Annotated in this window: 8 protein-coding genes and 1 pseudogene; 2 read left to right on the forward strand and 7 right to left on the reverse strand. The window is 68.5% G+C overall.

Annotated elements, in window-relative coordinates; genetic code table 11:
- Window positions 1-27: 27 nt before the first annotated feature.
- The 5 genes and pseudogenes from NO930_RS01395 to NO930_RS01415 all read right to left on the reverse strand — a co-directional run bounded on the left by NO930_RS01395 (window position 28) and on the right by NO930_RS01415 (window position 6,205).
- A complete protein-coding gene (locus tag NO930_RS01395; RefSeq protein WP_425601435.1) occupies window positions 28-837 on the reverse strand; it encodes a DUF7856 family protein in 810 nt (269 codons plus the stop codon).
- 65 nt (window positions 838-902) lie between these two features.
- Window positions 903-1,241: a DUF7855 family protein gene (locus NO930_RS01400; protein WP_137783809.1), complete on the reverse strand. Its 339-nt coding sequence runs from the start codon at window positions 1,239-1,241 to the stop codon at window positions 903-905.
- A 186-nt stretch (window positions 1,242-1,427) separates the two neighbouring features.
- Window positions 1,428-1,682 (reverse strand): annotated as a pseudogene (locus NO930_RS01405) (DUF7854 family protein); the annotation flags it as partial.
- Window positions 1,683-5,720, reverse strand: coding sequence for an LAGLIDADG family homing endonuclease (locus NO930_RS01410; protein ID WP_256402245.1), 4,038 nt, complete (start codon window positions 5,718-5,720; stop codon window positions 1,683-1,685).
- 122 nt (window positions 5,721-5,842) lie between these two features.
- Entirely contained in the window at window positions 5,843-6,205 is a 363-nt protein-coding gene (locus NO930_RS01415) for a hypothetical protein (protein ID WP_137783518.1), read from the reverse strand.
- A 203-nt stretch (window positions 6,206-6,408) separates the two neighbouring features.
- On the opposite strand from NO930_RS01415, the gene NO930_RS01420 reads away from it, so the two are divergent.
- A complete protein-coding gene (locus tag NO930_RS01420) occupies window positions 6,409-8,748 on the forward strand; it encodes a DEAD/DEAH box helicase (protein ID WP_137783517.1) in 2,340 nt (779 codons plus the stop codon).
- Between the two features lie 71 nt (window positions 8,749-8,819).
- Window positions 8,820-9,578, forward strand: a complete 759-nt coding sequence (locus NO930_RS01425) for a PDDEXK family nuclease (RefSeq protein WP_256402246.1) — start codon at window positions 8,820-8,822, stop codon at window positions 9,576-9,578.
- 6 nt (window positions 9,579-9,584) lie between these two features.
- Here the strand turns inward: NO930_RS01425 and NO930_RS01430 are convergent, their stop codons facing one another.
- Window positions 9,585-10,571, reverse strand: coding sequence for a tyrosine--tRNA ligase (locus NO930_RS01430; RefSeq protein WP_137783196.1), 987 nt, complete (start codon window positions 10,569-10,571; stop codon window positions 9,585-9,587).
- Between the two features lie 81 nt (window positions 10,572-10,652).
- Window positions 10,653-12,710 carry a DUF460 domain-containing protein gene (locus tag NO930_RS01435; RefSeq protein WP_137783197.1) on the reverse strand — a complete coding sequence of 686 codons (2,058 nt, stop codon included), beginning with the start codon at window positions 12,708-12,710 and terminating at the stop codon, window positions 10,653-10,655.
- Between the last annotated feature and the right edge of the window lie 40 nt (window positions 12,711-12,750).

Consider the following 12,750-nt stretch of genomic DNA (forward strand, 5'->3'; position numbering starts at 1 on the left):
CATCGAGACGAAGAGACACAGCCGGGTCTAGGGGCCGAGTTCTCCGGAGATATCGCCGTGCTGATCGACGGTTTCAGCGTCGATCACGGCTCTGACTGCTATTCCGTCTCCATGCTCGGCGATCCAAGCGGCTGCCGACTCATCGACCGTGACGGGACCGTCAAGCTCGGCGATCCGAACCGCCGCCAGCGACGCGGCGAGGCGCGGACCGTCGTACGTCGACGGGCGCGTGCCGGCGTCGTCCGGAACGACGCCCGGAACCACCGACAGCGCACCGCGAAACGCCGGATACACCGCACGGGCGAGTTCTCGGCGTGCGTCCCGACGTCGGTTCTCCACCCGATCGCGGAGTTCGAGCCGACACTCGCGGACGTCTCTGGCGCGGTCGGCCCGTGCCCGCGCGCCGTCGAGCGCCTGTTCCGCGGCGATCCGGTCCGTCTGGGCACGCGCCAGCGCCGCGGCCGTCGATTCGAGTTCGGCGAGCGTCTCGGTAGCGTCGGCGTCGACGCTCCTGCGCGCCCGCACGTCGCCGCGGAGTGCCGCGATCTGTTCTTTGAGCCGTTCCTCCTCGCCGCCGGCGTCCGCGACGCGTCGCCGGGCCGAATCGAGGTCGACCGCCGGGACCGCCGTCGACGCCAATCGCTCGTGAAGACCGGTCAGTTCCGCTCTGACAGACGCCGTTCGTCCGCGCGACCGGGCCGCCGCGGCGAGTTCGCGGTGGAGCGTCGTCTCGGTCGGAATCCGCCCGAGGACCACCTCGGGTGACGGAACGACATCACGGCCCGCCGCGGTCGCTTCCGGGCCGTCGGGCTCCGGGCCGTCGGGTCCGTCTCTCACACCGGCGCGACCGTAACCGCCGCGGCCGCTTTCCGTCCGCAGCTCCCGTCGTTCCCGCGGATCGCTCACAGCTGTTCGCCTCGCATCGCGTCCGGATCGGGATGTGACGTCCCCGCAGCGAACGCGGTGTACGGCGTCGATTTCGACTCCCGATCCGCGTACGCGACCGCGGCCTCACGGACCGGCGCATCGAGCGCGACGTACTCGTTGAACGGTTCGGTGCGCTCGATCTGCACGTCGCCTCGGTGCGACTCGCGGAGTCGGAGCGCCAGAAAAGCGGCGTACACCGTCGAGTCGACGAGCGCAGCGCGGCCGAACCGTCTGACCACGACCTCGTCGTGACGACGACACAGGTTCCGGAGCGCGGTTCGAGCCGCAGCCGAATACGTCACGACCAACAACACGACCGCCAGTGGTCGGCTCCAGACCTTAGCGGTTCCGAACCGCTCCGGCTATCGGACTCGTTCGATCTCGAACTCGGGGACTGAGTCGTTTTCTCTCCCTGTCAGTTCACCCGAGTTGTTTCGATCTTTCGACCGGTCGTCGCGAGACTCCCCGGAGCACTTGGCAGTGGAATCCGCGTCGAGCGTGTCAGCACCGACGGACAGTCCGGTTCTCGCGAGCACTCGCTCGCGCGCGGCCGGCTTCGAGGGAGCGACGACGATCGTTCCGTCCACCGGTGGTTCGCCCACCGCACGGAACACGTCGTCTTCGCCCTCGAACTCGCTGGCGTACGTCCGCAACACGGCCGCGACTCGTCGCTCCGTCGCGGCGAGATCCGCCTCCCCGTCCTCGAACGCACGGAGGGCGTCCTCGACGTTCCGCATCGCTGAGATTCGGTCCATCTACGTCGTTCGCAGGTGCCCCTGCTTCGGCTCGTACACTTCGCCTTTGGTGCGGAGCTTCTCTATCTCTTTTTCGGCTTTCCCGGGATCCATGCCGATCTCGCCGGCGCGGTCGAGCACCTCGTCGACCGGCGCGCCCTCCTCGTACTCCTCTTCGATGTCGGCGATCAGGCCCTTGATGTTCTTGATGCGGTCGCGCTGGCTCTTCGAGGTGCCGGTCTCCACGACGTCGGCGTCGAACTGGCCCGTCTCCGGATCGACGCCGATGTCCTTGAGACACGACTCGACGATGTCGGTCGCGCGGTCGGCGTCCTCGCGTTCGACCGTGTCCGACAGGCGGAGCCGCGCGCTCGCCTCCGCGAGACGCACCATCGCCTCCAGCTTCCGGGCGGTGACGGGGACTGGGGCGTCCTCGTCGGCCCCCTTCGAGCGGAGGTCGACGTAGAACTCCTCGATGAGTTCTTTCGCCTCCTCCGTCATCGTCGGGAAACAGGAGCGTTTGGCGTGAGCGATGTACTTCCGGAGGAGGTCGGCGTCGATCTCCGGGGCGACCTCCTCCGTCACCTCCGCGACCTGCGCCGAGGTGAACTCCGAACTCGCCAGCTCCTCGCGCTGCGTGTTGAGTTCGCCGGCGTAGTTCGTCTTGATGATGTGTTTCGCCAGCCGCGAGTCGTGCTCCGGGTCCGGGCTGTCCGTCACCGTGAAGATGAGGTCGAACCGCGAGATGAGCGCGGGCTCTAAGTCGATCTGCTCGCCGATCGGCTCGTACTGGTCGAACCGGCCGTACTTCGGGTTCGCCGCGCCGAGCAGGGAACACCGCGCTTTCAGCGTCGCGTTGATCCCCGCCTTCGAGACGGAGATCTTCTGCTGTTCGAGCCCCTCGTGCATCGCGGAGCGGTCGGAAGAGTTGTGAACGACCACGCCGTTCGCGACGAAGTTGTGTGTCTCCTCGACCGTCAGGTCGTACACCTTCGGGGTTCGTCCGTCCTCGATCCTGGCCAAGATCGACCGGAGCTCCGCCTTGACGGCGTCCACTTCGCTCGCGATCGCGTCTCGTAGCTCCTCAAGTCGCTCCGTCTCAACGGCACCGGAAAGCCACCGCGAGACGGTCGCCTGATCCACGTTGAGCGACGACGCGACATCCCCTTGACTGACGCCGTATGCCTCCAGCGCCGACGCCAACTCTCTTCTCGTGTCTTCGACCGGACCGCGTTTGAGCAGACTCCGTGCGCGCTGTTCAACGTTCTCGACGGGGCCGCCGAGAACGTCAGCGAGCCGCTGCCGGAGCACCTCGCTGCGGTGTTCGGCCGACTCCGGCGGGACAGTTTCGACCGCCTCTACCCGGCGCCACTTCACGTCTCCCCGGACGAACTCCCGTAGGCTACCGAGATCGGTCTCCTCGACCGCAACGAGCGTCTCTCGGAGTCGGTCCGTCACTGTCTGGCGAACCTCGTCGCTCTCTCCCCACCCGCGGGAGATCTGTTGCTGTGACAGCGCCGTTCCCTCCGCGAGTTCGGACTGCGACACGTGGTACCGGCCGCGCATCTCTGCGAGGGTCCCCCACGACGGATCGTCGTCGAGCATCGATCGGTCCGCGGTCGCCGCCTCCACTCTCTCCTCGAACGCGTCGAGTACCCGGCTGGCGCGGTGGAGCGACACGTTCGCTGTTCCGCTCTCGAAGTCGTGATACGTGACCGCGTTGAGTCCGCATTCGCTCTGGTGAAGCCGGAGCGACTCGCGACACTCCGCCAGTACGCCGTCGATCTCCGGAATCACGTCCAGAATTGTGCGGTCGCCGTCGGCGGAGTCGACAACGCGGTCGAGCGCTTCCGCCTTTCGAGAGGCGGTGAACCCGATAGCGCGGCGGAACGCCGCGAGCGAGCCGGCGTCGGTCACCGTGAGGTAGTACACGTCTCGACTCTCGTCTCGCCCGCGATGCTGGATCTGGCTCGACACGCCGAACTGTAAGAGGAGGGTTTGCGTGCCCTCCAGCAGGTCCCGGCTCGCGGAAGCGATCCGAACGTTCCCGGCCGACTCGTCGACGTGTCCTTCGCTGTCGGCCAGCGCGCGGACGAACGCCGACTTCGCCGCTCGGCTCCCCGTCGAAATCGCCGTCGGAAAACACTTCTCGTCATATCGGCCGAGGTTCATCCCGGCGTCGAGGACGGCGTCGGCGTGCTCTTTTCCCGTGATGCGGACCGTCTCGACGCCGCCCTCACGCTTTTCGCTCGGAGGACGCGTTGGTTCCGAGCCGAACGTCGCCCGCGCCGCTCGCTCGAAGTCGTCCAAGAGCTCGTCGTCCGTGTTGGTGAACCGGACGCCGTAGACGCCCTCGCCGCGGTCGTAGTAGACGTTTCCGTCGCCGGAGAGATACCCGAGAACGCGCGCGGTCGCGGGGTCGACCGCTCCGTTCTCGTCGGGGACTTCGACGCCGGCGCTCGCCGCCGGGATCGCCCCGGCGCCGTCCGTCGATTTGGTTGGGATTTCTCGGGGAACGTATACCCAGTCGCCCGCGTCGAGCGCGGCCGCCTCGCGCTCGACGCGCTCGCCGTCGTCGAGGACGAAGAACGGGTGGTCAGCCGTCGCCGTCAGCGACTCACCCGTCTCCATCGTCACGCGAGTCAGCTCCGAGGGCGCGTCGTACTCGTGGACCGAGAACACGGGACGCTCGACCAGCTCTCCCTCCTCGTCCATCGACCAGACGTCGAGGTCGACGTTGCGGATTCGGCGACCGTTCGAGAGCTCCTCGATCTCGCCGTCTTCGGCGGCCTCTCTCGCCAGTTCGCCGATCCGTTCCACGCGGCCGTCGGCGAGCGTGACGAGGGTGTCGCCCGTGACGCAGTCCATCTTATCGAGTTCGTCGACCGCGGCGATCCCCTTGTCGGCGAGCACGAGCGCGCCGGCTTCGAGCGACCACTGCTGGCCGTCGCCGAAGTCGTCGCGTACCGCGGCCGCGGTGAGCCCCGCCGCTGAGGAACCCTTCCCGGAGGTGTAGACCGATCGGGGCGCGATGTTTTCTACGTACGAGATCATCTGAGATTTACCCGTACCGGGGTCGCCGATCAGGAGCATGTGCAGGTCCCCGCGGATTCGCGACCCGTCGGGGAGGTGTTTGGTGACGCCCGAAAAGAGCTGGAGGATCATCGCGAGCTTCTCCTCCTCGTAGCCGTAGATCGCGGGTGCGATGGAGCCGACCATCGCCTCGTAGATGTCGTCGCGGTTGGAGAGTTCGATGATCTCGCGTTTGTCCGCCTCGGTGATGTCCATGTCCTCGAACTCCTCGTCCTCGATGGCGATGGAGACGCCGTCCATGTACAGGTCGAAGATGGCGGACTTCTCGTTGCCCTGCTCGACCTGTTCGATGTGGAGGACACCGACACAGGTGACGTGGTCGCCGGGGCTCACTTCGCCGGTGATGTCGTCGATGATGTCGATGTCGATCGACTGCGGCGTCTCCCCGCCGCGGAGTCCCTCGGGGGACTCCTGAATCCGGAGCTTCTGTGAGTCGACGAACTCGGACTGGTCGAAGTTGACGCGGAACGGGCCCTGCCGTTCACACCCCTGACACTCGTGTGGCTCCTGGAAGCCGCCGTCGCCCTGCGGAATATACGTCATCGTGCCGCAGCGCTGGCACTCGAAGGCGGCCTCGGTCACCTTCGGCCGCACGTCGGTCGCCTTGCGGACGATGCCTCTGACCGAGACGAGACTCCCGATGTGGTCGTCGTGGACGCGGATGCCGCGGATGTCGATGCTCTCCGGGAGGTTCTCTATCCGGACGTGTGCCCGACCGAGGCTGACGTCCGCGGGGAGGTCGTAGAGTCGGAGCGCTTCCTCCGCGTACTCACGCATCTGGTCCGGCTTCGTGCGGAAGTCCTCCGCGAGGTCGCGGTCGAACTGAAACAGGTCGTCGTAGTCGACGTACAGCGAGCGCTGTTCGTTGGGGTAGTTCTGTGCGAGGGTGCCGATCTCCTCGCGGTAGTAGTTGCGGTAGAACTGAATGAACCGCTCCGTGAGGTCCTGATTCCCGGCCTGAGCCATTACGAAGCCCCTTCGTCGCCATCACGTATGAACCTCATGTTCGGTGGAGATGCGTTCCGGCTGGAGCGCGGTCGCGAGCGCCGAGGGCGGCCACGGGGGCCCCGATCCGGGCCGTGCGGGCGCTACGCCCGATCCACGAACGTCGCGTCCGCCGAGGTTCGCCCGTCGTTGAACGAGAGCACCTTCGCGCGGATAACGTCGCCCGTTCCGACGCTTCCGGGAACGTCCTCGGTGAAGATCACGAACCCCTCCACCTTGCCGACGGCCACCTCCTCGCCGGAGTGATGTTCGGTGAGTTCCGTGACGCCGAACTCGTACGTCTCGCCGATGTCGACCGGCGGCTCGCGCTCTTTTGCCGCCTCGTGGGCGCGCTTCGACTCGCGCGCCTCTGCCGAGGGGCCGCGGAGGCGGCGAACGACTCCGAGGAGTACGACGAGCGCCAGCAGCGCGGCGGCGGCCACGACGACCGGTGACGACGGGATCATACCCGTCCGTCGGTCCGCGGTCACCTAAACGGTAGGGTCTCTCACGTCGGGGCGGGCCCCGCGGGTCAGACTCGCGGGCGCGGACGCCGAGTCGCGGCTCGCGGGCGGCCGCATGAGAAACGCCTTTGCTCTCGAAGCCCCCGACTCGATCCAATGCGACACAGCTCCGGTCGCCGTCGACTCGTCCACGGGTGTGGTGTGCCGTGAAGGTCGCGGACGCGGTCCCGGAGTTCGCCGACGCCTTCGGGTTCGAGGAGTTCAACCGGATGCAACGAGAGGCGCTCCCCGGGATACTGGATACCGATCACAACGTCGTCGCGTCCGCGCCGACGGCGTCCGGTAAGACCGCGCTCGCCGAGCTCGCGATCTGCAAGACGCTCGACGCCGGGGGGACCGCGCTCTTCGTCGCGCCGCTCCGCGCGCTCACGAACGAGAAGGAGAGCGAGTGGGACCGGTTCGAGGAACTCGGCTACTCCGTCTACGTCGTCTCCGGCGAGCGCGACCTCAACCCCCGCCGCGCCGAGCGCGCGGACGTGCTCGTGACGACGCCGGAGAAGGCCGACAGCGCCACCCGCAAACACGACTCCGCGCGCTACTCGTTTATCACCGACGTCGACTGCGTCGTCATCGACGAGGTTCACCTCCTCGATTCGGAGAAGCGCGGCGCGGTGCTCGAAGTGACGGTCTCGCGGCTCCGGCGGCTGCAGGACCCCCGCATCGTCGCGCTCTCGGCCACGATGCCGAACGTCGACGACGTGGCGGCGTGGCTCGACGCGCCCGCTGAGACGACCTACGAGTTCGGCGATGAGTACCGCCCCGTCGACCTCGAAACCGGCGTGAAGACGTACTCGCACGGGTCGAACGCCTTTGCCGACAAGTACCGCCGACTCTACCGCGCGCTGGATCTCGCCGAGCCCCACGTCCGCGAGGACGGACAGGCGCTCGTGTTCGTCTCCTCGCGACAGGACACGGTGCAGGCGGCGAAGAAGGCGCGCGACGAGATCACCGAACGGGACATCCCGATCGACTCTCGCGGCGACTACGACTTCCACAACGAGGCGAAAGAGCTCACCAACGACACGCTCCGACAGTCAGTCACCGACGGCGTCGGCTTCCACCACGCGGGGCTCGGAAAAGACGACCGCGACCGCGTCGAGGAGTGGTTCAAACAGGGAAAGATCAAGCTGCTGTTTTCGACCTCGACGCTCGCGTGGGGCGTGAACCTCCCCGCGCGCTGCGTCGTCATCCGCGACACGAAGTACCACGACCCGCTGGAGGGCGAGACGGACATCTCGCCGCTCGACGTGCTCCAGATGCTCGGGCGAGCCGGGCGGCCCGGCTACGACGACGTGGGATACGGCTGGGTCGTCTGTGACCACGGCGACGCCGACCGGTACCGCGAGCTGTTGGCGGAGGGCAAGCCGATCGAGTCGCGGCTCGCCGGCGAGTTGGAGTCGCACCTCAACGCGGAGGTCGCGATGGGGACGATACAGGGAGTCGAAGACGTGATGGAGTGGCTAGAGACGACGTTCTACTACGTCCGCGCGCAGTCGGAACCGGAGTCGTACGAGTTCGCGACGCTTCGCGACCGCGTCCGCGACACCCTCGACTCGCTCGTCGACGAGGGGTTCCTCACGGCCGACGACCTCGCGATAGAGCCGACGGCGCTCGGACGCCTCGCCTCGAAGTACTACCTCCGACTCGACACGGCACGGCGGTTCCACCGGCTCGCGGAGCGGGAAACGCTGACCGTCGACTCGCTGTTGGAGACGGTCGCGGCCGCCGGCGAGTTCGACTCGGTCTCCGCTCGCGCGGCCGAGTCCGACGCGATAGACCGGATCCTCGACGACCGCGACACCGACTTAGAAGACGGCCACCGCAAGGTGTTCGCCATCCTGATCGCGGGAATGGAAGACTCGATCCCCTCCGACCTCCGCTCCGACGCGTGGGTGATCCGGCAGAACGCGCTCCGGTTGCTCGCCGCGCTCGCGGAGTTCCTCGACCGCTTCGCCGGTCCCCGGGCCGCCAACCTCGCCGCTCGCGTCGAGGCGCGCGTCGAACACGGCGTCTCCCGGGAAGCGGTCGCGCTCACGGCGATCGACGGCGTCGGCTCCGGCCGTGCCGAGCGGCTCGCGAACGCCGGGCTCACCTCGCCGGCGGCCGTCGTCGACGCCGGCGCGAGCGCGCTCGAGAACGCCGGCGTGAGCGGCTCCGTCGCGGAGCGGATCGTCGACGCCGCTCGGGAGTCTCCCCGGGTCGACGTCGACTGGGGCTCGTTCCCGGACACCGTCGCAGTCGGCGAAAACGAGCTGTGTGAGATCGCGGTCTCGACCGTCTCCGGCCGCGCCCGCACGGGAATTCGGGTAACCGTCAACGACGTGGAGATGACCGCGCAGACGACGTATCTCGACGGGGAGACGACGGTTCCGGTCGGCGTGTTCGGACCGCCGGAGACCGACGAACTGGAGTTCGTCGTCGAGGTCGTCTACCCCGACCTCCCGCTGATGCCGGTCAGGTCGACGCGGACGGTTCGAGTCGAGTAGCCTCCCGCCTCGGCGGCCGCCCCTCCGATCCCCGCCGACCCCTTAACACCGATACCGCGGCCAGCCGGGGTATGCCGGAACGACTCCGCGTGCTCGCAGGCGACTGTCAGGTGACCGAACACGGCGACCGCTCGCGCAGCTATCGCGGGCGCGTCGTCGTCCTGATCAAACCGGACGACACCACGCTCGTCCACGACGCCGACGGCTACCAGCCGGTCGCGTGGCTCACCCGTCCGGAGTCGGTCGTCGTGGAGGGCGACGGCGCGGGCTTTTCGGTCACCGCCCGCGACGGCGGCCGCCGGCTTCGGGTCGTCTCGACGGAGGCGACGGCGAGCCGCGCGCTCCCGGTCACGGTGGCCGGCGTGCCCGTCGGCACCTGCCCGGCGGACGGCGGGGCGCTCGTGCGCTCGCACGGCGACGTGGTCTGTCTCGACTGCGAGCGACGGTGGGGGCTCCCGGCGGGCGCGAGCGTCACGGACGCGACGTGTGACGACTGCGGGCTCCCGAAGATACGCGTCGAGCGCGGCGAGCCGTTTCACCTCTGTCTCGACCCGGCGTGCGACCCGATGGAAGCGGCCGTCAGCGAGCGGTTCGACCGCGTCTGGGACTGCCCCGACTGCGAGGGATCGCTGGCCGTCGAGTTCGCGCCGGGACGGGTGTACCTCGCCTGCGAGAACCCCGACTGCGAGACGACGCTCTCGATCCCGTCGGGCGTCGTCGTCGACGAGTGCGACTGCGGGCTCCCGATATTCGAGACGGCCGCCGGCCGGAGCTGTCTGGACGGGTCCTGTCAGATCGCCGGTCACACCGCGGCGAAAACGCGCGAGTGAGGTCGTCTACTCCGCCAGTTGCTCGCGCCCCGGAGCGATGAGCCGATCGAGGTACTCCGCGAGTGCGCCCTTCGCGTCCGCGGGATGGAGTTCGCCCGACTCCAGGTCCGCTTCGAGCGCGTCGTACGCGTCGTAGGTCAGGTCCCCGCCGTACTCCTCGGGCCGTTCGACGCGAACGGTGTCGAACCGCGGGAACACGTGGTACTCGAACACCTGCAGGACGGGATTCTCCCGTTCTTCGCCCTCGTCGGTCGGTTCGGGGTCCGCAGTCGGCGGGCAGTACGCGTCGTTCACCTTCGACTCGATGTCCGACCGGTCGTCCTCCATGGAGATGGTGACGCCCGTACTGGAAGACATCTTCCCGCGTCCGGTCGCGAGGTCGGCGATGAGCGGCGTGTGGAGGCTCGTCGGCGGCTCGCGGTCTATGCTCGGGAGCACGTCGCGCGCGAGCATGTGGACCTTGCGCTGCTCCATCCCGCCGATCGCGAGGTCGACGCCGAGGTACGGGATGTCGAGCGCCTGCATCAGCGGGTACACCGCCTGCGACACCTTCACCGAGTCGCCCGAGGTGATCTCTGCCATCGCGCGCTCGGCGCGGGCGAGGGTGGTTTCAAGCTCTAACGCGTGCAGATCGAGCGTGTAGTCGTCGTCGAGCTGGAAGTCGGAGCCGAGGACGAACTGGGTGTTCGACTCGTCGAGCCCGTAGGCGATGAACTGGTCGCGCATGCGCTCTGCGGTGTGGCGGATCTCCTCGAACGAGCCCTTGTCGTTGAGGTAGGCGTGCACGTCCGCGAGCAGGACCGTCACCTCGAACCCCGCCTCTTGGAGGTCGATGAGCTTGTTCGCGGTGAGCATGTGTCCGATGTGGAGGACGCCCGAGGGCTCGTAGCCGACGTACGCCCGCTTCCCGTCGGGGTCGTCGGCCAGCGCCTCGATCTCCTCCTCGGTGACCACCTCGGCCGCGTTCCGGGTGATCCGCTCGTGTGCGTCCATACCCTCGACTGTGCGGTTGTCGGTCATATGACTTCTGAAAACGCGGTGAACCTCGGCTCGACTCCCGAGTCGGCCGTCTCGTCACTCCTCGGTCTCGGGCAGCGTCCGCCCCGCGCGGTGCTCGGAGATGATCCGGTCGAGGTGCTCCTGTTTCTCCGCCGTCCGCCGGCGCTCCGCGCGCTTCTCCCAGTCGTCGAGGGCCGCGTCGAGCGCGCTCTCCTCCGCGACCGCCAGCTCGTCGACCTCGCGGACCGGGACCGCGTCGGCCGGGACGACCGGCACGTCGTGGTCGAACAGGACCTGGTCTGCGACCTCGGAGAGGTTCCCGTCGCGGATCACGGCTCGCGGCTCCGTCTCCGCCAGCCGCTCTGCGGTCCGCCGGCCCGCCCCGGAGGCGTCGCGGAGATACACGACGTCGCCGGAAACGAGCCCGTACGCCTCGTCGGCCGCCTCCAACGCGTCGAGGGTGAACTGCTCTACGACCTTCACGCTCGCGAGCCCGCGACCCTCGGCGACGTCGCCGAAGTTGGAGTGGTCGAGCCGCCACAGCTCTTTTAGCGTCTCCACCTTCCGCTCCAGCTCGTCGACGCGATCGCGGGCCTCGTCGCGCTCGCGCTCCAGTCGGTCGGTCTCGCGTTCGAGCCGGGAGACGGCTCGCCGGGTGCGCGCCTCGATCCGCTCCTCGCGTTTGGCCTCCTCCAGTTCTCCCTCCAGTTCCTCGACGCGCTCGTCCCGCTCGGCGAGGTCGTCTTCGAGCGACTCAGCGTGTGACTCCAGCCGGTCGACGCGCTCGCGCAGCCGCCGGATCGTCTCCTCCTCCTCGCTCCGTTCCGGCTCGGTGGGGTCCGACTCGCCCGCGCCGGCGTCGTCCTCTCCGCCGTCGCTCCCGTCGTCCTCGCTCAGGTCGGCGACGACGGCCTCGACGGACGAGCCGCCGGCCACCACGCCCGCGATCACCGCCTCGCGGTCGAGCCGCGGCGGCGTCTTCGCCGCGATCCGCTCGAACTGGTCTGCGTGGTCGTCGTACGCGTACAGCGCGGCCGCCAGCGCGTCGCGCTCGTGGTCGTTCGCGTAGCTCGCTTCCCGCGTCCGGTGGAGCTTCTCGTCGACCGGGAGGTCGGTGGTGGGCCGCCACCCCGCGGCGTCGAACGACCGGCGGAACTTCTCGACGGTCTCCGGCATCGGCTCCACGTCTGCGGCGACGATGATCGGCCGCCCCTGCTCGATTATCCACTCGGTCACGTCGGCGGTGTCGGCGGTCCGCGAGGAGTAGAGCGCGTGTACGGTGCCGTCGAGGCCGACCACGGCGGCCGCGGTGGTGGTTCCGGGATCGATCCCGACGATCACGCGGTCGCGACGCTGCACCAGCGGCTCGTACTCGATCCCGTCGCGGCGCTCCCGTTCGACCTCGACGCGCACGTCGCCCGCCCGCGAGTTCGACACGGGGATATCCTCCGGTCGAGCCTCGACCGTGAAGACGGCGTTCGCGTAGCCGCCGTACTTCTCCGTCACCTCGCGGTCGAACTCGAGGTTCGTCTCCTTCAGCTTCGACTGGACCTGCCGCGTCCGCTTCCGCACGTTGCCGTGGATCCGGCGGGTGTACCGGTCTTGGCTCCAGCCGCCCTTCCCGGTCGAGCGACCGCGAGACACCTTCACCCGCGTCTCGTCCGTGAACGCGGTCACCTCGTGGCCGACGTTGGCCGCGGCGAGCCGTGCTGCCGCCTCCGCCTCCTCCATCGGATCTTTCCCGTACGGGATCCCGTGTCTGGAGGCGACCCGAGAGAGCGGCTCCGGGCGCTCGGCGCCCGTCACCTGCACGAGTCGGGTCCCGTCCGGCAGCGACCGCAGGAACCCCACCAGCTCACCCTTGTCGGCCGCCAGCTCGTAGGCGTTGTCGGTGGCGACGTACAGCGGCTCGCGGTCGTCGATCAGCCGGCAGAGCTTCCGGAAGGAGACGACGTCGCGGGTCACCCGCGCCACCGGACCGTCGAAGTCGACGTCCGCCGCGTCCCGGTCTTCGGCGTCGACCGGGTCCAAGATAACGAGGGCGTATGAGGGGTCGTCGCCGCGAACGTCGCCGCTTTGCACGTCGACGCCGAACACCGGCCGGTCGCGGGCGCGGATGGTCCGGGTTGTCACGCGCGAGAGTAGGCCGCTGACGCGTATATACCCCACGCCG

The sequence above is a fragment of the Halorubrum salinum genome, from assembly GCF_024494575.1.
Classification (GTDB): domain Archaea; phylum Halobacteriota; class Halobacteria; order Halobacteriales; family Haloferacaceae; genus Halorubrum; species Halorubrum salinum.